This window comes from Streptomyces triculaminicus (assembly GCF_017349075.1).
GTDB lineage: Bacteria > Actinomycetota > Actinomycetes > Streptomycetales > Streptomycetaceae > Streptomyces > Streptomyces triculaminicus.
This window is the reverse complement of record NZ_JAFMOF010000002.1, coordinates 827,506-852,824: the sequence shown is the minus strand read 5'-3', so window position 1 is coordinate 852,824 and position 25,319 is coordinate 827,506. Positions and strand designations below refer to the sequence as shown.

The window sequence follows — 25,319 nt, the reverse complement described above, 5'->3', positions numbered from 1 at the left end:
TCAGGACGGGGTGTGGAAGACCTCGACGTTCTCCAGGACACCGAGCGCGTCCGGGACGAGAACGGCTGCCGAATAGTACGTGCTCACCAGGTAGGAGATCAGGGCTTGATCGTTGATGCCCATGAACCGTACGTTCAGGCCCGGTTCGTACTCGTCGGGGATGCCTGTCTGCCGCAGGCCGACCACTCCCTGCGCATCCTCGCCCAGACGCATCGCGAGGATGGAGGACGTGCCCTCGTCGGAGACGGGGATCTTGCCGCACGGCAGGATCGGCACGCCGCGCCAGGCGGGGACGGGGTGGCCGCCCATGTCGGCGCTGTCGAAGGAGAGCCCCCGCTTGTTGCACTCGCGGGCGAGAGCGGAGATGGCCCGGGGGTGGGCGAAGAAGGCCTTGGTCCCCCGCCGCATGCTCAGCAGCTCGTCCATGTCGTCGGGGGTGGGCGGCCCGGAGTGGGTGGAGATGCGCTGGCTGTGGTCGGCGTTGTGCAGCAGGCCGAACTCGCGGTTGTTGACCAGCTCGGACTCCTGGCGCTCGCGCAGCGCCTCGATGGTCAGCCGCAGCTGCTGCTCGACCTGGTCCATCGGGTCGTTGTAGAGGTCGGCGACCCGGGTGTGCACCCTCAGGACGGTCTGAGCGACGCTCAGTTCGTACTCCCGGGGGGCGAGTTCGTAGTCGACGAAGGTGGCGGGCAGCACCGGCTCGCCGGTGTGGCCGGCGGCGAGGTCGATGTTCGCCTCGCCCTTCCTGTTGCGCGGCCGCGCCTGCTCGGCCTGACGCTGCCGGACGTGGGCGCGCAGCCGCTGGTGGCGGCCCGCGACCTCCTCGTACGCGGCCCGGGGCAGGGCCAGGACGGTGCACGCCGTCATGGCGCGCGCCGTGAACTCCCATGCGCCCGGCTCGTCGGCCACCGCCTCGGCGCCGAAGAATCCGCCGTCGGCCAGCACGCCGCGCCGGATCTCCTCGCCGTACTTTCCGGTGCCGGCCTTCTCCACCTTGCCGCGCACGATCAGGTAGACATGGTCGACGGGCCGGCCCCGCTCGGCGATGACCTCGCCGGGCGCGTACTCGTACTGCCCGCAGCGTTCGGCCAGCGCCCGCAGCGCCTCGCCGTCGTGGAACCCGCGCAGCAGCGGCAGTTCGCCCAGCTCCGCCGGGACGACCCTGACCGCGGCCCCGTCCTGGACGAAGGTGACGCGGCCGTCGCCGACCTCGTACGCCAGGCGCCGGTTGACCCGGTACGTGCCGCCCTTCACCTCCACCCAGGGCAGCATGCGCAGCAGCCACCGCGAGCTGAGGCCCTGCATCTGGGGCACGCTCTTGGTGGTGGTCGCGAGGTTCCGCGCGGCGTCGATCCCCAGGCTGAGCTGGGCTCGTGCCGCCTGCTGTTCGGGCTGCTCCGGCTGCTGCCGGTGCGCTGCGGTCGCCATCGGCGGTGGTCCCTTCCCTCTGGGCGCATGCGTCAAGAGGGAGCCCCTCGCAGTCGCCCGATCGGGCGACAAGGAGCTCCCGCCGCGCAAGTGAAGCAGCGCTTAATGATGTTGGTCGACATTGCCCGGGCGGCAACAACGTGTTCACGCCACCGAACGGACGGGGGCACGCACCCCCCACCCCGGATTCGGCGACGCCCCGCCGGACCGGGGGCGGAGACAAGGACCGCTTTGGCGCGAATTCCTCTCTTTCGACCGCGCCGGATCAGGGGTTTTCGCGCCACCCCTGCCGCAGTGCGGCCGGCGATCGAGGCGGCTGATATCGATCCGTCAGGTTCGACAGGAGCCTGCCCCGTGGGCTAAAAGGCCGCACGCGCGCGGCGGGCTCAGGCGGCGGTGCCGGACGTGCGGCGGTAGCCGCCGGGGGCCTGGCCGTACTCGCGCTTGAAGGCCTTGGCGAAGGCGTACTCGGAGCCGTAGCCGGTCCGGGCCGCGACGGTCGTGAGCGGGGCGTCGGACTCGCGCAGCAACTTGGCGGCGGTCGTCATGCGCCAGCGGGTCAGATAGGCCATGGGCGGCTCGCCGACGAGCGCGGTGAAGCGGCGGGAGAAGGCCGCACGGGACAGCCCCGCGCGCTCGGCCAGCGACTCGACGGTCCACTGGGCGGCCGGGTCCTCGTGGACGGCTGCCAGGGCCGGGGCGACCGCCGGGTCGCCGAGTGCGTCGGCCCAGCCCTTGGCCGCCGTCGGCGGCCGGTCCTCGAGCCAGGCGCGCAGGATGTAGAGGAGCAGCGCGTCGATCAGCGCGGGGACGATGCCGTGCGAGCCGCTGCGGGGGTTCTCCAGTTCGGCGCCGAGGAGTTGGACGGCGGCGCTCAGTTCGGGGTGGCGGCCGTTGCCGGCGGGGAGGTGGACGATCTCGGGGAGCTGGCGCACCAGGGGGTGGGGGCGCCCCTGGTCCAGGTGGTAGTTGCCGCACAGGAGGCTGGTGCGGGGGCCGTCGCCGCCGATCGTGACCGTGCCGATGGGTGATCCCGGCCGGAACTGCTCGGGCCGTTCCACCTCGGCCGGTGTGGAGGGGTGGTCGGCGAGGATGTGCCCGCGGCCGTCGCGCAGGAAGACCACGTCACCCGGGCCGAGGGCGATCGGCTTCAGGTGGGGCGCGTCGCCGAGGGGCACGATCCAGCAGGTGCCGGAGAGCACCACGTGGAAGCCGGCTCCGGCGACCGGGGGAAGGCGCAGGCCCCAGGGCGCACGGCCGTGGGTGCGTACGGACGTGGGTCGCCCGGTCCGCATCGAGCTCAGCGCCTCGGTCAGGATGTCCAACGCCGTTCCCCCTCTTTCCTCTTCATGGCTCCCCCGTCGCCGGGCGGCCGCTCTTCGGCCCGGTCCGTGTCAGTCGACGGTCAGGGCGATCTTGCCCTGGGTCCGGCCCGACTCGACCATCTCGTGGGCCTTGGCGGCCTCGGCCAGCGGGAACGTCGCGGCGACGTGGGGCCGGACGCGGCCGGCGTCCACGAGGGCGGCGATGGCCTCCAGCGAGGCGTAGTCGGGTTCGACGCTGACGCCGGCGAAGCGGCGGCCGGCGGCCTCGACCCGGGCGGCGAGCTCCTGGTTCCAGTGCTCCATGATGCTCACGAGCGTGCCGCCGGGGCGCAGGACGGCGAGGGAACGCACGCCCTCGGACGAGGAGTCGAAGACGACGTCGACGTCCTTGACCGCCTCGGTGAAGTCGGTGGTGCGGTAGTCGATGACCTCGTCGGCGCCCAGGCTCCGTACGAAGTCGTGCTTGGGGGCGCTCGCCATGGCGATCACGTGGGCGCCGCGGGCCTTGGCGATCTGCACGGCGAAGTGACCGACGCCGCCGGCCGCGCGGTGGATCAGCACCCGCTGCCCTTCGGCGAGTCCGGCCGCGTCCACCAGGCCCTGCCAGGCGGTGAGCGCGGCCAGGGGGACGGCCGCGGCGTGCACGTGGTCGAGGGTGGCGGGCTTGCGGGCCACCTGGCGGGACGGGACGGCGACGTACTCCGCGTAGCCCGTGGCGGCGCGCGGGAAGAACGGCATGCCGAAGACCTCGTCGCCCGGCTTGAAGCGGGCGCCGGGCCCGGCCTCCTCGACGACGCCGGAGATGTCCCAGCCGACGCCGAAGGGCGGCTCACCGAGCAGCGGGTAGGCGCCGGACCTGACCGCCACGTCCACGGGGTTCACGCCGCTGGCGTGGACCCGGACGAGGACCTCGCCGCCGAGCGGGGTGGGCCGGTCGGTCTCGACGACCTCCAGGACCTCGGGGCCTCCGAAGGACTTCTGGATGACAGCGCGCATGGTGGTCTCTCCCCTGCTGGTGGTCCGGGGTGGCGTCCCCGGTGGTTGATGTCCCCAACACTAGGAAGATCCAACGAGCCGATGAATATCTCCGAGTCTTCGAAAGATGTCCCATCGTCTTGATGGCCGGGACGCTCGGCCATCCCGCCCCGAGGACCGCCCCGGGGTGCGCTCCGGGGTGCGTCCCGCCCGCCCCGGGCCGACTATGGGTCCGTGGAACGATCACGGCGGGTGCGGGTGCGCAGGGTCTACGACCCGCCCGAGAAGGCGGACGGCGGCCGGGTGCTCGTCGACCGCATCTGGCCGCGCGGCGTGAGCAAGGAGGCGGCCGCGCTCGACGAGTGGTGCAAGGACGTCGCACCCTCCACCGAGCTGCGCACCTGGTACGGGCACGACCCCGCCCGCTTCGACGAATTCTCCCGCCGCTATCGCGCGGAACTGCGCGACGCGGACCACACGGAGGCCCTCCGGCACCTCGGCGAGCTGGCCCGGCACAGGAACCTCACCCTCCTGACGGCGACCAAGGACAGCGACATCAGCGCCGCGGCCGTGCTCCAGGAGGTGCTGACGCGGAATACTACGGGGACAGACAGGGACAAATAGGCAGATACCGCCCGAGTGTGGCATCCCTCTCAGAGCTGACCGCTTGAATGGTCAAAAGAGTGTGGGGTTAGCATATGAGCGCCGCCTAGCTCGAAAGATGGACCTGTGACTGTCAACGAAGACTCGTTCACAAACTGGAAGAACCGCGAGGAGATCGCGGAGTCGATGATCCCGATCATCGGGAAGCTGCACCGGGAGCAGGACGTCACCGTCCTGGTCCACAGCCGCTCCCTGGTGAACAAGTCGGTGGTCAGCATCCTCAAGACCCATCGATTCGCCCGCCAGATAGCCGGTGAGGAGCTGTCGGTCACCGAGACCCTGCCGTTCCTGCAGGCGCTCACCACGCTCGACCTGGGCCCGTCCCAGATCGACATCGGTATGCTCGCCGCGACCTACAAGGCCGACGGCCGCGGTCTGTCGGTTGCGGAGTTCACCGCCGAGGCCGTCGCCGGCGCCACCGGCGAGAACAAGATCGAGTGCCGCGAGCCGCGCGACGTCGTCCTCTACGGCTTCGGCCGCATCGGCCGCCTCCTCGCCCGCCTGCTCATCGAGAAGGCCGGCTCCGGCAACGGCCTGCGACTGCGCGCCATCGTCGTCCGCAAGGGTGCGGGCCAGGACATCGTCAAGCGCGCCTCGCTGCTGCGCCGTGACTCCATCCACGGGCAGTTCCAGGGCACGATCACCGTCGACGAGGCGAACAACAAGATCATCGCCAATGGTCACGAGATCACGGTGATCTACTCCGACGACCCGACGAAGGTCGACTACACGGCGTACGGCATCAAGAACGCCATCCTGATCGACAACACCGGCAAGTGGCGCGACCGCGAGGGCCTGTCCAAGCACCTGCGCCCCGGCATCGACAAGGTCGTCCTGACCGCCCCCGGCAAGGGTGACGTGCCCAACATCGTGCACGGCGTCAACCACGACATGATCAAGCCGGACGAGCAGATCATCTCCTGCGCCTCCTGCACCACCAACGCGATCGTCCCGCCGCTGAAGGCGATGGCGGACGAGTACGGCGTCCTGCGCGGCCACGTGGAGACCGTCCACTCGTTCACCAACGACCAGAACCTGCTGGACAACTACCACAGCTCCGACCGTCGCGGCCGCTCGGCGCCGCTCAACATGGTCATCACCGAGACCGGCGCCGCCTCCGCCGTCGCCAAGGCGCTGCCCGACCTCGACGCGCCGATCACCGGCAGCTCGATCCGCGTCCCGGTGCCGGACGTCTCGATCGCGATCCTCAGCCTGCGGCTCGGTCGCGAGACCAACCGCGAGGAGGTCCTCGACTACCTCCGCGACGTCTCGCTGACCTCGTCGCTCAAGCGCCAGATCGACTTCATCAGCGCCCCCGACGCGGTCTCGAGCGACTTCATCGGCTCGCGCCACGCCTCGATCGTCGACGCCGGCGCCACCAAGGTCGACGGCGACAACGCGATCCTCTACCTGTGGTACGACAACGAGTTCGGCTACTCCTGCCAGGTCATCCGGGTCGTCCAGCACGTCTCCGGGGTGGAGTACCCGACCTTCCCGGCCCCGCGGGCCTGATCAGCGGCCGACCGACCGCTGCGGGTGCCCTGAAGAGCGCCCGGTAACCGCCGGACGGCCGTCACCTCGTGCGAGGTGACGGCCGTCCGGCGGTTCGTCGTTCCTCACGCCCCGCCGGCCGGGTCCTCCTCGTCGTGGGCGAGGTCGAGGTCGTGGTCGAGGGCCAGGAGGGCCGCGCCCACCCACCCGGCCTCCGGCCCGAAGCGGGCGGGCCTGATGTCCGGGAGCTCACGGTGGGCGGCGGCGGTGACGAAACGGGCGAAGCTCGAGCGGAGGGGATCCAGCAGCAGGTCGCCGGCCTCCGCGACGCCGCCGCCGACGACCACCAGCTCGATGTCGAAGAGGTTGACGAGCGTCGCGACGCCGATGCCGAGCCAGTGGCCGAGGCGCTCGAGCTGAGCACACGCGGCCGGGTCTCCGGCGCGCGCGGCCGCGGAGACCATCTCCCCGGTCACCCGGTCGGGCCCGCCGGCGAGCGTGGCCAGCGTCCCGCCCGGATCCGTCGCGGCCGCCACGCCGCCGTAGCGCCCGAGCGCCCGCCCGGAGGCCAGGGGCTCGAGACAGCCGACGGTGCCGCAGCCGCAGCGTTCGGTGCCGTACGGGTCGACGATCATGTGCCCGACCTCCATGGCGATCCCGGTACGGCCCCGGAAGAGGCGATCGTCCAGGACGAGGCCGCCGCCGACACCGGTGCCCACGGTGATGAACGCCATGTACGAGGCGCTGTGCCCCGCGCGGTACTCCGCCCAGCAGGCGGCGTTGGCGTCGTTGTCGACGACGGCCGGCAGTCCGGTGGACTCCTGGAGCAGACGCCGGAGCGGCAGATCGCGGTAGGCGTTGTTGGGAGCGGTCCGGATACGGCCCTCGGGCCAGCGGACCAGGCCCGCCGCTCCCACGCCGACGGCCACGATCCCGGGATGGCGGGAGCGCAGGCCTTCGACCAGTACGGAAACGGTCTTCAGGATGGCCGCCTGGTCGGTGGGGCTCGGCACGGCCGGAACCCGTTCGACGACGTGGCCCTCCGCGTCGACCACTCCTGCCGCGATCTTCGTGCCACCGATGTCGAGTCCGACCGAGAGCCGGCCGTCACCGTGGGGTCGTGGGCGCATGGGGAACACTCCTACCGGGGTTGGAGCCGGACGTCGAAGCAACTCTGCAGAGCGATCAGCGCGGCGCCGTGCGCGCCACGGACGGCGTCCAGCGGTTTGGTGACGATCTGACAGTCCCTGCTGATGTGAAACGTGTGGGCGGGAAACTTCCTCATGGCCTGGAGGAAGGAGTTCGCCGCCCGGTGCCCGGGGCCGCCGACGAGGAGGTCCTTCGCCGCGTAGACCACCACATGCGTCGGCCCGAACGTGGTGAGGAGCGTCGCGATGCCGCGGGCGATCGAGGTACCGGCCTTGCGGAAGGCCGCCGCCGCATCGCCCGCCTGCGGGTCGTTGCCGTCGGCGAGGGCGATCGCCGCCTCCAGCCCGTCCAGTTCCCGGCCGGTCCGTTCCTTGACCACGGCGGTCAACGCCCGGTTCCCGACCTGGCTTTCGATGCACCCCCGCATCCCGCAGTCGCAGATCCGGCCCCTCTGCCACACCTGGAGGTGCCCGAACTCCATCGGGGCGAAGATCCGTTCGCCCCGTACGACCATTCCGGCGCCCACACCGTCGCGGACGAGGACGACCCCGAACGTCGCGCTGGTACGGCCCACCCCCAGGCTCTGCTCGTACGCCGTGAAGGCGTGCGCGTCGTTCTCCACCGCCGTCGCGCAGCCCATCATGGAGGCGAGTTCCGCGCCGAGCGGGTAGCCCACCCACTCGTACGGAGGCGGCTTCTCGTGCCGGTGGTCGTCGGGGCCGTTGACGAGGTGGAGCACCGTGCCCGTGTCCGGATCGACGGGGCCGCCCACCTGGACTCCCACGCACACCCTGCTTCTGGGAAAGGCACAGCCCAGTCTGTCGTCGACCAGATCGCCCGCCAGCTCCGCCACGCGCTTGACCACCTCCTTCTCCTCCATGACCGTGAGATGCCGACGGGCGCGTGCCATCACCACTCCGTCGGACCCGACGACGACCCCCGTGAGTTTGTACGGCTGGAGTTCGACGCCGACCGCGTAGCGCTCGTGGTCGAGTTCGTACGAACGTCGCAGCACCTGCCGCACTTTCACGTCGTTCACGTTCATGTGCCACCTTGCGTCCGGTGGTGCGCTCAGGAGAGAGGGTCAGGCTATCGATCCGGGGGCCACCGCCTCCGGGTACCGCTGGACCGCGGCACGGACGGCGATGGGCGTCAGCGTGACGAGCTCGTCGGCGTCGCCCTCCCCGTCCTCGTCCCGGGCCACGCGACGCAGCTCCTCCGCCCGCTCGGTGGTCGCGCAGTCCCACAGCGCGCCGACGAGATCGGCTTCGTCCGTGTCCTCGAACTCGTCGAAGGAGCCCCGCTCGGCTGTGAGGTGACGGCTCCGGTTGACGTAGGGGAGGTGCCGTACGCACTCGGTGAGGAACGCCGCCTTCAGTTCCGGGACGGCCGCCTGCGGTTCCGGTACCGGCTGCCGGGCCTGGTCGCGGAAGCTGTTCAGTGCTCGCGCCACCGTCTCCACCGCGAGCTCGTCGATGTCGTCGCGTTGGAGGCGCACACCGGGGCGGCCCGTCGTGGCGACGGCCGACAGCCAGAGCCGGAGGACGCGGTAGCCGTAGGCGGCCCAGCCGGCCTGGGACTCGAAGCCGGGCGCGTCGGCCGTCCGGGCGCGGCTCTCGGACGTCTCCGCCGTCCCGGACCCGACGAGGCGTCGCAGCCGGTCCTCCACTTCGTCCGGGGTGAGCCGGCTCTCGACGTCGGTCTCGACGGCCAGAAGAAAACGTTCGAACGCCGGGTGTACGTACGCGGTGGTATCTCTGGCGGCCTTCGGCTGGGTCCTGCGCGTTGCGAGACCCCGCTCATCCCATGCTGACATGCGACCCTCCCTCTTTTTTCTCGTAGTTCTCCAGTGAGCCGCGCAGCGTGGCGAGGGCGTGCCGCAGATTGCTGCGGACGGTGCTCGCCTTCACGCTGATGAGCTCGGCGATTTCCTGTGCGGTGTAACCGTCCAGATGCAGGGCCAGGACCTGTCCCTGCCGAGGGGGGAGACCCCGCAGGATCTCCACCACCTTTTCGTGCTCGCCCGGTTCGGAACGGCCGGCCGGCGTCTCTCGTGCGAGCCGGGCGTTCCGCGATTCCAGTGCCAGTCGCTTGCGGTTGCGTTCGGCTTTCCTGCAGTACGCGTGCCAGGCGACCGTGCGGACCCAGCCCGCGGGATTCTTGCAGTCCGGCCATGAGCGCAGGAGTTCGTGCATGGCGTCCTGTGTGGCGTCCTCGGCTTCCTCATAGGTCGCCCCGGCTCTCATCAGGCTATGAACGACTCGTGGATACTCCGCCGTAAAGAAGACGGCGAATCCCGGCAACTCGGCGGGTAAGGCCCCGTGATCTCCTTGGGGGCTCACGCAGCCACCTCCTCTGCGTCGGTCACACCCTTATGGGCCGCGAGGGGCCGGCATTGTGCAAAGGCCGGTGACGGCACCGGTCCTTCGGACGGAAGTTGCACGAGAACGGTGCCTTCCGCCCCTTCTTCCTTAAAGCCCCGAGGAAGGTGAGGCCCTCATGAGGCGCGATACCGGCACCTGGCACACCGACGACTCCGACCCCGCCGGCCCCACTGCCGGCCCGAATCGTCGGCCGAGCCCCACGGAGGTCGTGGCGCTCGTCGACGGCATGACGGCGAGCGTCTGCGGCGCGTACCTGATGACGTCATCGGTCCTGGTCACCGTGGTGGCCGGGGTGCTGGCGGCGGTCGTGGCGACCCTGCACCTCGTCCTCGGCCCCCGGGCCGACGGGTGAGGAGGTCCCGTCGCCGGCCTCGTCCAGCACCCTGGCGAGCAGGACCGCACACCGCAGGTAGGGCGTCCGCCCGCCCGACCAGTGGATGCCCGTGCTCGTCATCAGGCGCGTGAGCCGGGACGTGAGCAGGCCGAACCGGAAGGCGGCGAAGACGTCGTAGAAGGCGAGGTCGCGCAGTGGACGGCCGAGGAGGGAGGCATACGTCGCGACGGTCTCCCGCCGGCCCGGCAGGCCGGGGAGCCGTGGCAGGCCCAGGCCCTCGCTCAGGTAGCGGTCGGTGAAGAGGTACCAGGCCAGGTCGCTCTCCGGTGCGCCGAGCGTGGCCATCTCCCAGTCCAGGAGGGCGGCCGGCGTCTGCCCCGCGTAGATGATGTTGCCGATGCGGGCGTCGCCCCACAGCAGCCGCGGCGGGTCGGGCTCCTCCGGGAGGTTCTCCCGCAGCCAGTCGGCGGCACGCGCGACGACGGGGTCGTCCTGGACGCCGTAGAACCCGAGATGCGCCAGGCATTCGCCGAACTGGCGGCGAATGCCGACGGGACCGTAGGCCCCGCCGTGGGCGGGGTCGTCCAGGAAGGACAGGTCCAGGGTGCCGGGTTCCAGGCGGTGGAGCCTCGCCATCAGCCGCAGACCGCCGTTCCAGACCCGCGCGCGGTCGGCCGGGCGGAGTTCCGCCAGCCAGCCGGACCGATGGTAGGAGGGGATGTCCCCCGGCACCCGCCCGTCGATCCGTTCCATGACGACGAAGGGGGCGCCCAGGAGTTCGCCGGAGGGTTCGCTGCCGTGAACCCTGGCCACCGGTACGTCGGTTCCGGCCAACAGTTCCTGAAGCCTGACCTGACGGCCCCACGGGGACTCCGGCAGCAGGCTGTGGGTGACGGGAGCCACCCTGATGGCGAGGGGCCGGACCGTGCTCCGGCCCTGCCGGTCCCATCTCGCGTCGCACAGCAGCGTCTGCCCGCTGAACCCCGTCTCTACGGGGGTGCTCAGGGAGCCGATCGTGGGGGTCCCTTCCCCGGGGAACCGGTCGGCCAGCCAACGCGTGATCGCTTCACGGGTGCGGCAGGGATCATGCTGCAGCGGTACGGGCATGCCTGCTCCATGTCTGTGGTCCGGGGCCTGGCGGCCCGGGGGCCCGGTGGCCGGTCCGGTCGCCCCCGCCGCGCGGATAACGTGACGGCCGGTTCCCGCGTTACGTACCAGCCGGCAGATACGCCCACGCGGGCGGCCCGTTGTCAGTGGCCCCGTGCATCATGGTCGCCATGACACAGGACACCGCCGACGCGCTCCACACGCTCGCCCACGAGCACCTGCCCGCCGAGATCGCCGCGCGGTGGATCGGCCTGCTGCGGCCTGGCCTGGCCCTGGCCAACGCCACGGCCACGGACGCCGAGGCGGAGGCGGCCACTGACGCGGACGCGCAGCCGGGTCCGAGGTCCGTCGTCGGCCGGCTCGGCGGCCTGCCGGAGCTGCCGGAGGACCAGGAGTGGCCGGTGTGGGAGGGGCACGGTCCGCTCTCCTTCATCGCCTCGGTCGACTGCGCCCTGCTCCCTTCCGACGCCCTCGACATCGCCCTGCCGAAGGACGGCACGCTGGCCTTCTTCTATTTCGACGGGCAGCCGGACGACGGCCGCGCGATGGTCCATCCCCGTGACCCCGACAGCTGGGCGGGAGCGCGCGTCCTGTACGTACCGGCGGGCGTTCCCGTCACCGAGCGGGCGGCGCCGGAGGGGCTCCGGCCCTACCGCCACGTGCCGCTGACGACATGGGTGGAGACGACGGCGCCGTATCCCTGGCATCCGGTGGTCTACGGGGAGTTCGAGCCGATGCCCGACGACCACCCGCTGTGGGGCGAGGACTTCCAGGAGGCCATGGAGGACCACCCCGGGTGCCTGCACCAGATCGGCGGCCACGCGAGCCCCGACCAGGACGAGGTGGAGACCGAGGTCGCCCATGGCGTGCTGGGCGGCCCGCCGTGGAACGACCCGCGGATCCCGGAGGAGGCCCTGCGCTGGGTGCTGCTCGCCCAGTTCGGCTCGGACGACGACGCCGGGATGATGTGGGGCGACCTCGGTTCCCTCTACTGGCTCATACGCCCCCAGGACCTCGCCGAACGCCGCTTCGACCGCGCGATGTTCACCTGGCAGTGCGGCTGACGGGCGGGCCGCGCCCCGCCGGTCAGAGCCTCGCGCAGGCGACCGTGTCGTCCAGGACGTCCACGGCGTGGTCCGCGACGAAGGAGACGACGTCGTCGCCTTCGTCGTCGCCGAGTTCGAGCAGGAGGCTCCGTACGGGCAGGTGCTCCGCGCACGCCGCCAGCAGGGCCGCGACGACGGTGCGCCCGTCGGGGTCGGCAGGGTCGACGGGCCCACCGGAGAGGTCGCTGTCGTCGCCGGGGAATTCGTCGAGGAAGCCGATGCCGGCGATGGTGCCGTCGGGGCGGCGGGCCGCCACGAGAGGCGAGTAGCTCTCGCAGTGGAAGGCCCGGCGCTCCTGACTCATCGGCGTCGGCGGCGTGGGATGCGGCCAGTTCCGGGCGTCGATCCAGTCCCACCAGGCCTGCATGACGTCGTCCGGTGCCCAGGTGGGTCCCTCGTGCCACTCGATCGCGTAGCCGTGCTCGACGGGGGCGATCGCCTGCGGGCGGACCCGGAACGTTCGTATGCGGCGCTGGTGGTGGAAACCGCGATCGGTCATCCAGCGGTGCGCCGGGGAGCCGGTGACGGCCTTGCCCCACGGGCTCAGCCCCATGTCGCTCATCATCCGCGTCAGATGGGCCAGAGCGGCCGAGCCCAGGCCGCGCTCCCGCAGCCGCGGGACGATCTCGACGTGTGCCCACACCAGGCGTTCCTCGAGGAGGCCGGGCAGGCGGCGGAAGCCCACGACCCCCGCCGGCTCCCCCGTCGCGCTGTCGCGGACCACTCGTGCGCGGCACGGGACGTCGCCGTCCAGGTCGCCTCGCAGGAGAAGCCGGCCCTGGCTCACCGCCATGTCGCCCGCGGGCCCCAGCGCGGCCAGCACCGCGCTCGCCATCTCCTCGTCATCCGGCCACGGCTCGAACGTCAAGGACGGGGCCACGTCGTCTGTTGTGCGCATCAGTGCAGCGTAACGACGTCACCTCGCCGCGGGCTGCGCGGGCAGGTCGAAGACGTGCCCCGGCGTGACGATCTTCGTGATGGCCTCGCCGAAGAGCGTGCTGGGTTCCGCGCCGTCATGGTCGATGTCGGTGTTCAGCACCACGACGAGGGTCGCCCGCGTCGCCGGCAGGTAGACGGTCAGCGACTCGTAGCCCGGCAGCGAACCGTTGTGCCCGATCCAGCCCTGGACGTTGAAGATGCCGAGGCCGTACCCGACGCCCGGGAGCGCTGTGGACTCCATGGTGAGCCGCTGCTTCTGCGTGGCGGGGCTGATCAGGGTCCGGCCGTTGGGGAGGACGCCCGTGGCGACCGTGGGCGCCCATGTCCGCAGATCCTGCAGATCGGAGATCATCGCGCCGGCCGCCCAGCCCCAGGAGGGATTCCAGTCGGTGGCGTCCTCGACCTGCCCGCTCGCGGTCTGGTCGGTGTACCCCCGCGCGTGCGGTGCCGGGAACTCCGCGCCGACCGGGAAGAGCGTGTCGTTCAGACCGGCGGGGGCGAGAACGTTCTTCCGGATGAACTCCCCGAGCGGAGCGCCACCGGCCTTCTCGATGACCAGGCCGAGCAGGATGAGGTTGGTGTTGCAGTAGGAGAACTTCTCGCCCGGCGAGAACAGCACGGGGTGCTTGAAGGAGTAGTCGAGCAGCTGCCGGGGCGTGAACGGACGCCGTGGATCGGACGTCAGCGCCTTGTAGAAGTCCTCGTCCTCGGAGTAGTTGAAGAGCCCGCTGCGCATCCCCGCCAGCTGGCGCAGTGTGATTCTGTCCCCGTTGGGTACGCCCTCGACGTACTTGCCGATCGGGTCGTCCAGGCCCACCACGCCCTGGTCGACGAGCTTCAGGAGCGCGGTCACGGTGAACGTCTTGGTCTCGCTGCCGATCCGCGTGTACAGGTCCGGCGTCATCCTCTGGCCACTGCTCTTGTCGGCGACCCCGAACGACCGCACGTAGCGCCCCTTGTCGGGCGTCCACAGCCCCACGCTCACCCCGGGTACGCCGGCTTCCCGCATGACCCGCTGCACGGCCTCGTCGAGCTGCTGCACCACGGCGGGGGTGAGCTCCCGGAAATCGCCCCCGGGTGCCGGGGCGGAAGGGGGCGGCGCGGGTGGTGCGGCGGTGCCGACGGCGACGGGAACAGACGTCGGCGCCGCGGCCGCTGCCCCTCCCGCGAGCATCCCCACCGCCACGGTGGTCACGGCCCCCCTGCGCAACCGTATGCACGAATGCGTCATGGGCTGACTCCAACCGTTGAGGAAGAAATCGGAGGAAATCCGAAGAAACCCACACGAATCGTAAGCCGGTTCCCCCACGCGGGCCATTCGCCGGTCGGCTGCTCGTGCGACCGGGCCCGCCGTCCGCGGTCAGACGGGCGCGGTGACGCGCGCCTGGGCCAGGAGCCGGTCCAGCAGCGCGAGCAGGCAGCCGCGGACGTCCTCCCGGGAGCGGACGTCGAGCAGGAGGACGGGGGTTTCCGGATCCCTCAGGTGCAGGGCCGCCCTGATCTCCTCGGTGCTGTACGACTGCTCGCCGTTGAAGCAGTTCGCGCCGACGATGAACGGCAGGCCGCGGCTCTCGAAGAAGTCGATGGCGGCGAAGCTGCGGTCCAGCCTCCGGGTGTCGACCAGGACGATCGCCCCGAGCGCCCCGAGCAGCAGGTCGTCCCACATGAACCAGAAGCGTTCCTGGCCCGGTGTGCCGAAGAGGTACAGGACCACTCCGGCGTCGGTGAGGGTGATGCGGCCGAAGTCCAGCGCGACCGTGGTCGCCGTCTTGCTCTCGATGCCGTCGAGGTCGTCGACCCCGACGCCCGCGGACGTCAGCCGCTCCTCGGTGCGCAGCGGATCGATCTCGGAGATCGCTTCGACCAGAGTCGTCTTGCCGACTCCGAAGCCCCCGGCTATGAGGATCTTGACGGGGGACGCTTCCGGTGCGGCGGTGTCATAGGCGGGCAAGGTTGTCCCTGATTTTCATGAGCAGGTGGACATTGGAGGTCTCGGAGGCGTCCAGCGGCGGCCGGTGGCGGATCAGGCCGCGCTCCAGCAGCTCGCCGAGCAGGACCACCATGGGAGTCAGACGCATCCGCATCCGGGCGGCGATCTCGGCGACCGCCCGGCCGTTCGGCGCCGGGCACATGGCGAGGATCTCCTGCCACTCCGTGGGCAGGCTGCCGTGACCGTGGCCGGCGTCATCGGTCGCCGTGATCAGGGTGTCCATCGTCAGACCATGCCGGGATGCGGCCGTGCGCCCATCGGTGAGGGCGTACAGCCGCGTCCGGCGCCGCCGTCCGGGCTGGGGGGCGGCCGCCATTACGACGTGGGCGCCTGGGAGCGTTCGGGGGTGTCCAGCCACTCTCCGAGCGCCTGCGCGGCGCGGACCGTCTCGCCGCCCAGCTCTCCGAGCCGTGCCTTGCGGGAGGCCACCACGATCAGCGTGCTGCCCGATCCGCACCCCACGATGCACAGGTACCGGTCGTCCATCTCGACGAGCTGGCGGATCACTCCGCCGCCGTCGATCTCCCGCGAGATGGCCTTCATGGTGGACGCGATACCGGAGGCCGCCGCGGCCACCCGTTCGGCCTGGTCCCGCTCCAGCATGTAGGCGCTGAGCTTGATCCCGTCGTTGGAGAGCAGGACGGCTCCCTGCATCCCCGCGATCCTGCTCAGGTTGTTGTCCAGGATGCTGTAGATCGCATCGTTCTGTGTCGTTGTCATGACTGGTCCTGTCGGAGCTCGAGTTCCGCTTGCCTGGTGCTGTCTTCGTAGTCCGCCCAGGCGTCGGCCACCTCTTCGGGCGTGGCGGCGTCCTGGCCGACGGGTTCGGCCGTACGCGGCTCGCGGAGCCGCTGGGTCATGTGGGTCTGGGGGACGCGCTCGGGGAGAGCCGGGCGGCCGGGGGCGTCCCCGGAGCCGGACGGGGGCGGTGTCTCCGGCGCCGTGTTCGCGGCCTGCCGCACCTGCTCCTTCCGCGGGCGGCGCGGCAGTCCCGACGCGTCGGGGGCGGGGTCGTCGGCCGGATCACCGGTCGGCTGCCGCGCGACGAGCTTCGGCCGCCGCTCCTCGGCGGGCTGCGGTACGGGCGAGGGCTCCTTCGCCGGCCGGGGCGCCGCGGTGCTCTCCTGGGCCGGCACGAGGTGCTCGCCTGGGACGATCACTACGGCGGACGTTCCACCGAACGCCGACCGGCGCAGCGTGACCGTCGCCCCGAGCTGGTCGGCGAGGTTGCCGACCACGAAGAGGCCGAGCCGTTGCGCGTTCCGGGCCAGCACGGAGTACGGCGGGGCCGAGTGCAGCCGGCCGTTCATCTCCTCGTACTTCTCGGCGGTCACCCGCGGGCCACGGTCCTCGATCTCGATGCAGAGGCCGTCACCGACCAGTTCGGACCGGATGGCGACCCTCGCCGTCGGCGGGGAGAAGCGCGTGGCGTTGTCCAGCAGCTCTGCCAGGAGGTGGCTGAGCTGACTGATCACGCCGGCCTCCACGCTGGTCTCGTCCATGGCGTGCCGGTCGATGCGCCGGAAGTCCTCGACCTCGGCGGCCGCCTCCCGCAGCAGGTCGGCGATGCGCATGGGCTCCATGTGCGGGTCGGAGATCTCGCCACCCGCCAGGATGAGCAGGTTCTCGATCTGCCGCCGCATGCCCACCGTGAGCTGATCGGAGCTCATGAGCTCGGCGAGGAGTGCCTCGTCCTGACCGAAGGTGTCCTGGATGTGCTCGGTGAGGGCGAGCTGACGGCTGACCAGGTTGCCGGTCCGTGCGGCGATACCGGAGGCGAACACGCTGAAGCCCTGTCGCTCGTCGGCGAGCTTCCGGTGTCCCTCGACGGATACGGCGACGACGCGGGCGAAGGCGTCGCTGACCCGTCCGACCTCGTCCTGCTCGCCCCGCGGCCGCGGCAGTGCGTCGGTGCCGACGGTCTCTCCGCGCTGGAGGCGGTCCACGACGTCCGGGAGGGTCTCCTCGGCGATCGCCACCGTGCGGTCGTGGAGAGAGCGCAGGCGGCGCAGGACCGAACGCGTGGTGAAGACCACGACGGCGACGACCAGCAGGAGGGCGGCACCGCTTGCGGCCACCAGCAGGACGACCTGGTTCTCCAGCTCCGCCGCCCGGTCGTCGGAGTGGGCGAGCAGCTCCTTCAGCTCGCTCTCGTCGAGGGTGTTCAACTGGGCGGAAAAGGTGCTGTAGGCCGCCCGCCAGTCACTGACGTCCGACGGCAGCACGACGCCGGAAGAGACGTCCCGGTGCTCGGAGACGATCACGTTCTCGATGCGGGACTTGGTCTGCCAGGCGTTCGAGGTGAGAATCCGCTGCAGGGCGTCCTGGTCGTCAAGAGGCAGATCGAGGGTGACCGTGTCGTACAAGTAGTCGCTCGCGCCGACAGCTTCGACGAATTCACCGAACCTGGCGGACGTCAGCTTTCCGGAGGGGCCCGACAGCGCGAGGATGGCGTTCTCGCGCGCCACCACCTCCGCTGCCGAGAACAGGGCCACGAGTGATGTCGCCTCCTGCCTGAGCCCGCCGTCGTCGACGTGGTTGAAGTCTCCATAGCAACGGATCGTTCCGCTGATCACGTCGGTGTAGTAGTCGACGGATTCGTCCGGGCTGCCGTGGCGTGCGTCGGCGCGTTCGCGCTGGGCGCCCAGGTCGGCCAGTCGCCGCTCGACGTCGCGGAGGCGGTCCTTCGCCCGGTCGGAATGGAGCTGGTCGGGGTCCGGCGACTTCAGGAACACGGCCACGGCCCGGTCGGTGTCGGTCCGACGCTCACGCAGATCGGAGCCGGGGACGGGCATGCCCGACCACCACGCGGCGGTGATCGCGCGCTCGGCCTGCAGTGTGGTCATGAGCCGGTACAGGGGCACGCCGGTCTGCCGGCCGGCCACCACGTCCTTGCGCAGGTGCCGGGCCTCCTGCACCGAACGGTCGGAGCTGATGAGAACCTGGACGCCCATCGCCACGGTGGGCACCACCGCGAGCCAGACGAGCAAGGTACGCAGGCGCACGGGCCGTCGTCGGCTTCTTCGTACCGGCTCGCCCGGGCCTTCGGATCCTGTGGGAGTCATCAGTCCTCGTCAAACACAGCCGGCCATCTCGCACTGGATGCCGATCATAACCAGCCAATTCCAGGAACAGCGGTTGAGGTTGACGCACAGGATTGATAGAGGCACTCAAGGGGGATTCATCGCTGGTTGCGGCGATTGTCGACTGCGCCCGTAGATCGAGCGGATTGCACGCCGAGGTCGGCAGGACGCGCAGCGGAGAGGTGCGTCAGCTCGCCTGCGACGCGAAGGCCTCGTACGCCCGCTCGTCGAAGAGGACGAAGCGGACCTCCTCCACCGCCGTCTCCGCCTCCCGCACCGTCGCCACCGCGATGCGCGCCGCGTCGTCCATCGGCCAGCGGTAGATGCCGGTGGAGATGGCCGGGAACGCGACGGTCCTCGCCCCCAGTTCGTCCGCCACCCGCAGCGACTCGCGGTAGCAGGACGCCAGCAGCTCGGAGCGGTCCTCGTCCGCGCTGTACACCGGGCCCACGGTGTGGACGACCCAGCGGGCGGCGAGGCGGCCGGCGGGGGTGACGACGGCGCGGCCGGTCGGCAGGCCCTTGCCGTAGTGGGAGGCGCGCAGGTCGCGGCAGGCGTCGAGGATCGCGGGGCCGCCGGCGCGGTGGATGGCGCCGTCGACGCCACCGCCGCCGAGGAGCGAGGAGTTCGCCGCGTTGACGATGGCGTCGGCCTGCTGCCGGGTGATGTCGCCCTGGACGAAGGTGATGTGGACCATGGGGTCATTGTCGGGCACCGGCGTCCGGCCGGGCCGTGATGGTCGACGGGCGCGTCCTGAACCGGCTACGAGCCGGAGTACGACGGGGAGAACGCGGCGCGGTAGTCGCGCGGGCTGGTGGACAGCCGGGCGGCGAAGTGCTGGCGCATGGTCACCTCGCTGCCGAAGCCCGCGCGCCGGGCGATCTCGGGCATGGCGAGGCCGGTGCGCTCCAGGAGCCGCTGGGCGGCGGCCAGGCGCTGGTCGAGGAGCCAGCGGGCGGGGGTGACGCCGGTGGTCGCGGTGAAGTGACGGGCGAAGGAGCGGGCGGACATGCCGGCCCGGGCCGCCAGCGCGCCAACGGTCAGCGGCTCGTGGAGGTGGCGCAGGGCGTACTCGCGCACGCCGGCCAGGGCGTCGGCGTCGCGGTCGCGGACGGCGGCGGGGCGCTCGATGAACTGCGCCTGGGTGCCGGTGCGGAAGGGCGCGGTGACCATCGAGCGGGCGATGGTGGCGGCGGTCTCGGCGCCGTGGTGGGTGCGCACGAGATGCAGGCAGAGGTCGATGCCGGCGGCGGTGCCGGCCGACGTCCAGAGAGGCGCTCCGGGCGCGGCGTCGGCGCCTGCGTCCGCCGAGGCGTCGATGAAGAGGGCGTCGGGCACGACGCTCACCCTGGGGTGCTGCCGTCGCAGCAGGTCCGTGAGGGTCCAGTGGGTGATCGCGCGGTGGCCGTCGAGGAGCCCGGCCTGGGCGAGGGCGAACGCGCCGGCGCACAGGGCGGCGACCGGCACGCCGCGTGCGTGGGCGCGCCGCAGGGCGTCGAGCACCGGGGGCGGGACGGGCAGCAGCGGGTCCACCAGGCCGGGGACGATCACGAGGTCGGCGCGGTCGAGCCAGGCGAGCGTGCGGTCGGGGGCGAGGCTGAGGCCGCCGGGCATGGGGACCGGTGCGCGGTCGGCGGCGCAGCGGCGCAGCTCGAAGGGCGGCACGCCGCGGTCGGTGCGGTCCGTGCCCCACACCTCGGTGATGACCGAGACGTCGAAGGCCCGGATGTTGGGGAAGGCGAGCAGGGCTACGCGGTAGGGCGGCATCGACGTCATGCACGGAGTATGCCCCGACGGGGTGGCAGAAAGCCATCGAACCCCGGCAGTCCTGCCACTGTCCGGGCGCTCCCGCCGACGGCAGGATCGTGGTCATGAACAAGCGAGAGATTCACGGCAACGCGGCACTGATCGTCATCGACGTACAGAAGGGCTTCGACGAGGCGGAGCACTGGGGCCCCAGGGACAACCCCGAGGCGGAGGCGAACATCGCGGCGCTGATCGACGCCTGGCAGGCGACCGGCCGGCCGGTGGTGTTCGTACGCCATGACTCCGCCAAGCCCGGCTCGCCGCTGCGCCCCGGCCAGGAGGGCAACGACCTCAAGGACTTCGTCGAGGAGCGCCGGGGCCGGGGCGAGGGCCCGGAGCTGTTCGTGACGAAGACGGTCAACTCGGCCTTCTACGGCACGCCGGACCTGGGCGAGTGGTTCGAGGCGCAGGGCGTACGGCAGTTCGTCGTCACCGGCATCCAGACCAACATGTGCGCGGAGACCACGGCCCGCATGGGCGGCAACCTCGGCTACGAGGTGCTGTTCGCGCTGGACGCCACCCACACCTTCGACCTGCGGGGCCCGGAGGGGTACCGGCTCACCGCCCGGGAGCTGGCCTACGCCACCGCGGTCAACCTCCAGGGCGGCGGGTTCGCCGAGATCGTCCCGACGGCGGAGCTGGTCGAGGCCGCCAAGGGCTGAGCGGCACGCGGCGGCCCGGGAGGAGCGCCGCTCCTCCCGGCCGCGCGGCCGGGCGGGACACCCTCGCCGCCGACGGGCTCCCTATTTCCGGACCCGGTGGCGAAAACCGCTCCTTGACGCGGAATTCGCACCGGTAAGTCGTGTGATCGCCGCGCTCGCTGGGCGAGAGCGGCGCAGGTCAGAGGGGTTTCCCTCGGCTCCCGCACGTCGTTCCAGAGGAGAGGTTTTGTCCGGCGAGCAGCACTTACTGAAGGTGTACAGCGACCGCCCCTATGTCCACACCACCACCGTGCGGCACCAGGGCACCACGGTGGCGCTGGCCATGGACGAGCAGCGGCGGCTCGTCTACACCGTCCTCGATCCGGCGCGGCACGACGAGAGCAAGGGCGAACTGGACGCCGCCTACTGGTCGGAGAACCCCCTCGCACTCCGCTTCCCCTCCGAGATCACCGACGTGGGCTTCGCGGCCGTCGGCGCCACCGCCCTGCCGACCGTCAAGCACGGCGGCAGCGGCCCGGCTCACCGCCCTCGCCCCCTTCCACGCGCTGTCCGACGGCACCCACATCGTGGTGCTGCGCCAGTCCGTGGGCGCCGATCACCCCGACGCCGTCCACAAGCTGACCGGCGGCGCCTCCTCCGGCGACCCGGACCGCACCGACTACGCCCAGGACGCCGCCGGCGCGAAGGTGCCGCTCGTCGCGGACACCCTGCTGTGCGACCGCTTCCTGCTGGTGGGCGGTGAGCTGAAGCCGGTCCTCGAGGCCCGCTACCGCCGCAGCCGGCACAAGAACCGCCCCGACTCGGCCAAGGACAGCCTGGGCACGACGGACATGGAAGGCCGCCCCTTCCGCGAGCCGACCCAGGAGCTGTCGTTCGTACGGAACCTCTCCGGCGGGCGCTTCGCCGCGCTGCTCGTCCCCACCGCCGTGCACGGGCAGCAGCGCTGGCAGATCTTCGCGCACAACGACGCCACCGGCCGCATCGACTCCTTCAACGTCGAGCAGGGCCGCGACGGGCTGTTCAACCTCCAGGGCACCCAGGCGTGGACCAGCCCCGATCCCGCGTACCGCGACGCGGTGTACGAGAGTGGGCCCGGCACCTGTCCGTTCACCGGGCAGCCGCTCGTACCGGTGGTGAGCACGGAGGGGCACGCCGAGACCGCGCTGGCCTTCGGCGAGGGCGATGCCCATGTGCGCGTCGCCGAGGGGCCGGAGCTCGCCGGCCGGGACTTCACCGTCGAGTTCTGGGCGCGGCGCACGGCGTCGGGCCGCCAGGAGTTCCTCGTCGGCCATGGCGACGAGGGCGGCGCCCCCCTCAAGTCCCTGCACATCGGCTTCCGCGAGGACGACCGCTTCACCTTCGCGTTCTACGCCGACGACCTCAACGCCGACGCCCCGGCCGTGGACACCGCCTGGCACCACCGGGCCTGCGTCCACGACCACAAGGCCCGCAGGCAGACCATCTACCGCGACGGCGAGGAGGCCGGCAGCCGCACCACCGGCGGCGACTACACCGGCACCGGCGCCCTGCTGCTGGGCCGCGCCCTCCACCAGGGCGCCGGCACCCGGCTGCACGACCAGACCGACCACGCCCGCCATGGCGAACTCGTCGGCGGCCCGAAGTGGGTGATTTCCGAAGCACCCATCGGCGACCACCCCGGTGTCCGCCGGGACAGCTTCGCGGTGGCCGGCCGGAAGGCCGTCTCCGGCCTGTCCGCCGTCCTCTACCACCAGCAGGAAGCGACCACCACGGGCTACGACAAGGAGCCCAGGCCCGCCAAGCGCCAGGCCCGCGTCCTGCTGTCGTACGCCGCCTCCGGGCCCGACCCGAGGACCGGTGCGGGGACCGAGGAGTCGTACCTGGCCACGGTCGACTTCGGCGTCGGGCGCGACGGGCGCCTCGCGCAGGTGCCGGACGAGCTGGACCTGCCGGTGCTCGCCGCGCCGGAGGGCAGCGCGGACATCGAGGCGATCAGCGAGCTGGACGGCCGGATCCGGGAGCTGGTCGGGGACATCACGGCCAAGGAGGCCGAGGTCGCCGACCTCACCCGGAAGACCGCCGACGTACCGGAGCTGGAGCGGCTGCGCGAGGGCTTCTACACCCGGTGGCAGGACATCGCCGGCTGGACATGCCGACTCCGCTTCAAGAACACCCGGGACGGCAAGCCGCAGTACCTGGCCGTGAAGGACGACGGTGCCGGGAGCGAACCACCGCTGATCAGGACCTCCGACAAGGAGGCGAAGTCGGCGCTGTGGGCCGTCCTGATTCCCCCGGGGGCGTCCTGGAGCGGCCCCACGCCCTACCACCTGCACAATCCGCACACCGGCAAGGACATGAACGTCGCCGGTGAGCGCCGGGACGACGACGCGCCCCTGATCGTGTGGTCACGGAACGCCGGCGCCTGGAACACCCACTTCCACATAGCCGAGCGGAGCGACGGCTACAGCACCGTCGTCAACCGGTACAGCGGGAAGGCGGTCTGCGCCCCCGACCGGCTCGGCGACCGCGTCGTCCAGTACGACACCGCCACGGTCACCGAGTCCGGCGAAGGACTGATCGTCCTCGAGCGGGTCGCACTCCACGAGTTCGGGCATTCCGACATCCGCGATGCGGGCAGGCGCGTCGAGTCCCCCGACGCCCAGCTCGCCGAACTCCGCCCCCAGCGCGAGCTGCTGGAGCGGCGGCAGCGGGAGATCTCGGCCCACCAGGCCGAACTGGCGGCCAAGCGCGACGAGCTCGCCCGCCTCACCGGCGGTCTCAAGGGTGCGGACGACATCGCGCTGCCCATGCCGCAGCTCTTCCTCGACCGCACCGGTCTGAGCTGCTCCGGCGCCCTGCTGGCCTTCGCCCGCTCGGCCGACCGGCCGTACCTGCTGGACAGCGCCACCGGAAACGTCGTGCTGTACTTCCGCGGCTCCAACGGGCAGTTCTTCGCCGCCTACTACGACACCTCCGTCGTGCGCTCCTCCCGGCGGCTGACGGCGGGCGACGGCACGGGCCTCACCTTCGCCGCCCGCGACTCCGGCACCGACCTGGGCGCGGTACGGGTCCGGGTCACGGAAGGCGACGGGCCCGGTCTGTGCGATGTGACCGTCGAGCGGGGCGAGGAGAGCGAGACCTGGAAGGGGCTGCCGCGCGGCGCCGCCGACTTCGCCGCGATCGTCAACGGGGCACCGGAGGAGCCCGTCACGGTGGGTACGGTGAAGTCGTTCGACGCGACCACGCGACTCCTGTCCGGGGGCAAGGCCGGCGACGTCGTCGGTGGCGTCCTCCGGCTCGCCGAGGCCCTCACGGTTCCGCTTCCCGCCCGTACGCCCGTCACGGTCGGCGGCCATCTCTACCTCACGGAGGCCGGTCACGCGCCGGGGGCCACCTCGCTCCGCCTGGGTGACGGCGAGGGCGGACCCGAGCCCCGGCCCGGTGAGGCGGTCCAGCGGCTGCGCTACGACCACCGCCGGGCCGCCTCCAGCCGCCCCGGCGTCCCGCTGTCCGCGGGCTCGCGACTGGTGCTCGCCGACCCGGGTACGGCACACGAGGTCCCGCTCGGCGAGGTGTCCGGCCTGGTCGCCGGGCACGGCTGCCGCTGGCGCGCGGACAAACCGGGCCGGGCCTACTCCTTCGACGGGCAGCAGAACGTCCTCTCCCTGCCGAAGGAGCAGCTGGACAGGGCCGCGGTGACCCGCGACCTGACCCTGGAGGCGTGGATCAACCCCGAGCAGGTGTCCGGCGCGGCCAGGATCGTCCACGCCGGCACCGGCGAGGCCCCGTACACGCTGGGGCTGTTCGCCCCGGACGCCCCCGTCGTGCCCGCCCTGGACTTCGACGGCAAGAGCGGCGTGGCCATGACCGAGAACGGCTTCAGCCTCGCCGGCCAGTCGTTCACTGTGGAGTTCTGGGCGCGCCGCACCACGAAGTGGAACGGCAGGGCGCAGTACGTCGTCGGCCACGGGACGTCGCGCGGCAGCACGAGGAACGCCCTGCACATCGGTTTGACCGAGACCAGTGCCTTCAGGTTCGGGTTCTACGGTGACGACGTCACCACCAACTACGGCAACGACGACACCGACTGGCACCACTGGGCCTGTTCCTTCGACGCGACCACCCGGGAACAGGTGATCTACAAGGACGGCGCCGAGGAGGCCAGGCGCGTCGCGGCGGGCACCTACCAGGGAGACGGCCTCTTCAGCTTCGGCAGCTCCTTCGCCGGCTGGGTGGCCGACTACGCAGCGGTCGAAATGGACGAGGTCAGGCTCTGGGGCACCGCCCGCACCCTCGCGGAGGTCCGGGAGCTGAGGAACCGTCGGCTGTCCGGCAAGGAGCCCGGGCTCATGGGCTACTGGCCGTACACCGACCCGGCCGCCCGAGTCGGCGGCAAGCCGGGCGTCCTGGACCGCTCGGGCCAGGGCCGGCACGTCTACCTCCGCGGTGGCGTCACCACCGCGACCGCGCCCGCCGCGCTCGACCGGGCGGCGGACCGGCGTACCGCGTCGTCGCCGGGGTCGGCGACCGGCTGGTGGCCACCCGCGACTCCTTCCCCCCGCACGAGTGGGCGCACCTCGCGGCCGCCTACGAGCAATCCTGGGCCGTCGCGCTCACCGACGGCGCCTACCTCGACGCGCCCGACAACGACGCCCTCGACATCCTCGACGACCTCACGGTCGAGGTCTTCTGCCGCGTCGACGCCCTCGGCGGCACCCAGGGCCTGCTGTCCAAGGGCCGTGCCGCCGACGGCTCCGGCGGCAGCGTCCCGTACCGGCTGCTCGTCCTGCCCGACGGCAAGCTGGAGTTCGCCTTCGAGGAGCCGGACGGTCGGCTCGTACGCCTCGCCTCCACCGAGGCCCTGACCGCCGGAACGTTTCACCGGATCGGTGTCGTCC

22 protein-coding genes are annotated in these 25,319 nt (G+C 71.6%); 6 read left to right on the top strand and 16 right to left on the bottom strand.

The features are described from left to right. From J1792_RS13875 to J1792_RS13865, 3 genes are all read right to left on the bottom strand, one after another. Complete coding sequence (locus tag J1792_RS13875) at positions 1-1,428, bottom strand: family 2B encapsulin nanocompartment shell protein (RefSeq protein ID WP_086570583.1); 1,428 nt, start codon at positions 1,426-1,428, stop codon at positions 1-3. Positions 1,429-1,814: 386 nt separating this feature from the next. After that, positions 1,815-2,753, bottom strand: a complete 939-nt coding sequence (locus J1792_RS13870) for an AraC family transcriptional regulator (RefSeq protein ID WP_086570585.1) — start codon at positions 2,751-2,753, stop codon at positions 1,815-1,817. Between the two features lie 69 nt (positions 2,754-2,822). After that, positions 2,823-3,749: an NADP-dependent oxidoreductase gene (locus J1792_RS13865; RefSeq protein ID WP_207247345.1), complete on the bottom strand. Its 927-nt coding sequence runs from the start codon at positions 3,747-3,749 to the stop codon at positions 2,823-2,825. 213 nt (positions 3,750-3,962) lie between these two features. Here J1792_RS13865 and J1792_RS13860 point away from each other — a divergent pair, with 213 nt between their 5' ends. Both J1792_RS13860 and J1792_RS13855 read left to right on the top strand, forming a co-directional pair. Then, complete coding sequence (locus J1792_RS13860) at positions 3,963-4,352, top strand: DUF488 domain-containing protein (RefSeq protein ID WP_086570590.1); 390 nt, start codon at positions 3,963-3,965, stop codon at positions 4,350-4,352. A gap of 105 nt (positions 4,353-4,457) precedes the next feature. Continuing rightward, positions 4,458-5,903, top strand: coding sequence for a glyceraldehyde-3-phosphate dehydrogenase (locus J1792_RS13855; protein WP_086570592.1), 1,446 nt, complete (start codon positions 4,458-4,460; stop codon positions 5,901-5,903). A 104-nt stretch (positions 5,904-6,007) separates the two neighbouring features. On the opposite strand, the gene J1792_RS13850 is transcribed toward J1792_RS13855, so the two are convergent. The 4 genes from J1792_RS13850 to J1792_RS13835 are packed head-to-tail and all read right to left on the bottom strand — an operon-like array spanning position 6,008 to position 9,373. Next, the gene (locus tag J1792_RS13850; RefSeq protein WP_086572232.1) at positions 6,008-7,012 is read right to left on the bottom strand and encodes an ROK family protein; all 1,005 of its coding nucleotides are present in this window, start codon (positions 7,010-7,012) and stop codon (positions 6,008-6,010) included. 11 nt (positions 7,013-7,023) lie between these two features. Continuing rightward, complete coding sequence (locus J1792_RS13845) at positions 7,024-8,070, bottom strand: ROK family protein (protein WP_207247344.1); 1,047 nt, start codon at positions 8,068-8,070, stop codon at positions 7,024-7,026. Between the two features lie 45 nt (positions 8,071-8,115). Beyond that, positions 8,116-8,847, bottom strand: coding sequence for a hypothetical protein (locus J1792_RS13840; RefSeq protein WP_143587749.1), 732 nt, complete (start codon positions 8,845-8,847; stop codon positions 8,116-8,118). Continuing rightward, positions 8,831-9,373, bottom strand: coding sequence for an RNA polymerase sigma factor (locus J1792_RS13835; RefSeq protein WP_143587750.1), 543 nt, complete (start codon positions 9,371-9,373; stop codon positions 8,831-8,833). The genes J1792_RS13840 and J1792_RS13835 overlap by 17 nt, the downstream gene beginning before the upstream one ends. A 157-nt stretch (positions 9,374-9,530) precedes the next feature. Here J1792_RS13835 and J1792_RS13830 point away from each other — a divergent pair, with 157 nt between their 5' ends. Beyond that, on the top strand, positions 9,531-9,767 hold the full coding sequence (locus tag J1792_RS13830; RefSeq protein ID WP_086572240.1) for a hypothetical protein: 237 nt from the start codon (positions 9,531-9,533) through the stop codon (positions 9,765-9,767). On the opposite strand, the gene J1792_RS13825 is transcribed toward J1792_RS13830, so the two are convergent. Continuing rightward, positions 9,678-10,856 carry a phosphotransferase family protein gene (locus J1792_RS13825; protein ID WP_086572242.1) on the bottom strand — a complete coding sequence of 393 codons (1,179 nt, stop codon included), beginning with the start codon at positions 10,854-10,856 and terminating at the stop codon, positions 9,678-9,680. The genes J1792_RS13830 and J1792_RS13825 overlap by 90 nt on opposite strands. Before the next feature lie 170 nt (positions 10,857-11,026). Between J1792_RS13825 and J1792_RS13820 the strand changes: the two genes are divergently transcribed. Then, positions 11,027-11,920 (top strand): YwqG family protein, encoded by an 894-nt coding sequence (locus J1792_RS13820; protein ID WP_207247343.1) that lies wholly within the window; start codon positions 11,027-11,029, stop codon positions 11,918-11,920. 22 nt (positions 11,921-11,942) lie between these two features. Here J1792_RS13820 and J1792_RS13815 read toward each other — a convergent pair whose 3' ends face one another. The 8 genes from J1792_RS13815 to J1792_RS13780 all read right to left on the bottom strand — a co-directional run bounded on the left by J1792_RS13815 (position 11,943) and on the right by J1792_RS13780 (position 19,750). Then, a complete protein-coding gene (locus J1792_RS13815; protein WP_143587751.1) occupies positions 11,943-12,860 on the bottom strand; it encodes a GNAT family N-acetyltransferase in 918 nt (305 codons plus the stop codon). An 18-nt stretch (positions 12,861-12,878) separates the two neighbouring features. Continuing rightward, positions 12,879-14,132 (bottom strand): serine hydrolase domain-containing protein, encoded by a 1,254-nt coding sequence (locus J1792_RS13810; protein WP_086572248.1) that lies wholly within the window; start codon positions 14,130-14,132, stop codon positions 12,879-12,881. Between the two features lie 129 nt (positions 14,133-14,261). Continuing rightward, positions 14,262-14,852 carry a GTP-binding protein gene (locus J1792_RS13805; RefSeq protein ID WP_086572250.1) on the bottom strand — a complete coding sequence of 197 codons (591 nt, stop codon included), beginning with the start codon at positions 14,850-14,852 and terminating at the stop codon, positions 14,262-14,264. Continuing rightward, on the bottom strand, positions 14,839-15,207 hold the full coding sequence (locus J1792_RS13800; RefSeq protein ID WP_086572252.1) for a DUF742 domain-containing protein: 369 nt from the start codon (positions 15,205-15,207) through the stop codon (positions 14,839-14,841). Before J1792_RS13800 ends, J1792_RS13805 begins: the two co-directional genes overlap by 14 nt. Continuing rightward, complete coding sequence (locus tag J1792_RS13795) at positions 15,207-15,611, bottom strand: roadblock/LC7 domain-containing protein (protein WP_086572254.1); 405 nt, start codon at positions 15,609-15,611, stop codon at positions 15,207-15,209. The genes J1792_RS13800 and J1792_RS13795 overlap by 1 nt, the downstream gene beginning before the upstream one ends. Beyond that, the gene (locus J1792_RS13790; RefSeq protein WP_242705100.1) at positions 15,608-17,896 is read right to left on the bottom strand and encodes a sensor histidine kinase; all 2,289 of its coding nucleotides are present in this window, start codon (positions 17,894-17,896) and stop codon (positions 15,608-15,610) included. The genes J1792_RS13795 and J1792_RS13790 overlap by 4 nt, the downstream gene beginning before the upstream one ends. A gap of 265 nt (positions 17,897-18,161) precedes the next feature. After that, positions 18,162-18,671: an O-acetyl-ADP-ribose deacetylase gene (locus J1792_RS13785; protein WP_086572258.1), complete on the bottom strand. Its 510-nt coding sequence runs from the start codon at positions 18,669-18,671 to the stop codon at positions 18,162-18,164. 65 nt (positions 18,672-18,736) lie between these two features. Further along, positions 18,737-19,750, bottom strand: coding sequence for a GlxA family transcriptional regulator (locus J1792_RS13780; protein WP_207247342.1), 1,014 nt, complete (start codon positions 19,748-19,750; stop codon positions 18,737-18,739). Positions 19,751-19,845: 95 nt separating this feature from the next. On the opposite strand from J1792_RS13780, the gene J1792_RS13775 reads away from it, so the two are divergent. Beyond that, entirely contained in the window at positions 19,846-20,442 is a 597-nt protein-coding gene (locus tag J1792_RS13775) for a cysteine hydrolase family protein (RefSeq protein ID WP_086572262.1), read from the top strand. 569 nt (positions 20,443-21,011) lie between these two features. Further along, positions 21,012-25,286, top strand: a complete 4,275-nt coding sequence (locus tag J1792_RS13770) for a LamG-like jellyroll fold domain-containing protein (RefSeq protein WP_207247341.1) — start codon at positions 21,012-21,014, stop codon at positions 25,284-25,286. Positions 25,287-25,319: the final 33 nt, after the last annotated feature.

Bases quoted from the DNA above. Each gene is read 5' to 3' on its own strand.
- J1792_RS13815 (WP_143587751.1), bottom strand. From the start codon at position 12,860: ATGCGCACAACAGACGACGTGGCCCCGTCCTTGACGTTCGAGCCGTGG.
- J1792_RS13795 (WP_086572254.1), bottom strand. From the start codon at position 15,611: ATGACAACGACACAGAACGATGCGATCTACAGCATCCTGGACAACAAC.
- J1792_RS13800 (WP_086572252.1), bottom strand. From the start codon at position 15,207: ATGGCGGCCGCCCCCCAGCCCGGACGGCGGCGCCGGACGCGGCTGTAC.
- J1792_RS13785 (WP_086572258.1), bottom strand. From the start codon at position 18,671: ATGGTCCACATCACCTTCGTCCAGGGCGACATCACCCGGCAGCAGGCC.
- J1792_RS13810 (WP_086572248.1), bottom strand. From the start codon at position 14,132: ATGACGCATTCGTGCATACGGTTGCGCAGGGGGGCCGTGACCACCGTG.
- J1792_RS13865 (WP_207247345.1), bottom strand. From the start codon at position 3,749: ATGCGCGCTGTCATCCAGAAGTCCTTCGGAGGCCCCGAGGTCCTGGAG.
- J1792_RS13820 (WP_207247343.1), top strand. From the start codon at position 11,027: ATGACACAGGACACCGCCGACGCGCTCCACACGCTCGCCCACGAGCAC.
- J1792_RS13825 (WP_086572242.1), bottom strand. From the start codon at position 10,856: ATGCCCGTACCGCTGCAGCATGATCCCTGCCGCACCCGTGAAGCGATC.
- J1792_RS13775 (WP_086572262.1), top strand. From the start codon at position 19,846: ATGAACAAGCGAGAGATTCACGGCAACGCGGCACTGATCGTCATCGAC.
- J1792_RS13840 (WP_143587749.1), bottom strand. From the start codon at position 8,847: ATGTCAGCATGGGATGAGCGGGGTCTCGCAACGCGCAGGACCCAGCCG.
- J1792_RS13830 (WP_086572240.1), top strand. From the start codon at position 9,531: ATGAGGCGCGATACCGGCACCTGGCACACCGACGACTCCGACCCCGCC.
- J1792_RS13780 (WP_207247342.1), bottom strand. From the start codon at position 19,750: ATGACGTCGATGCCGCCCTACCGCGTAGCCCTGCTCGCCTTCCCCAAC.
- J1792_RS13850 (WP_086572232.1), bottom strand. From the start codon at position 7,012: ATGCGCCCACGACCCCACGGTGACGGCCGGCTCTCGGTCGGACTCGAC.
- J1792_RS13875 (WP_086570583.1), bottom strand. From the start codon at position 1,428: ATGGCGACCGCAGCGCACCGGCAGCAGCCGGAGCAGCCCGAACAGCAG.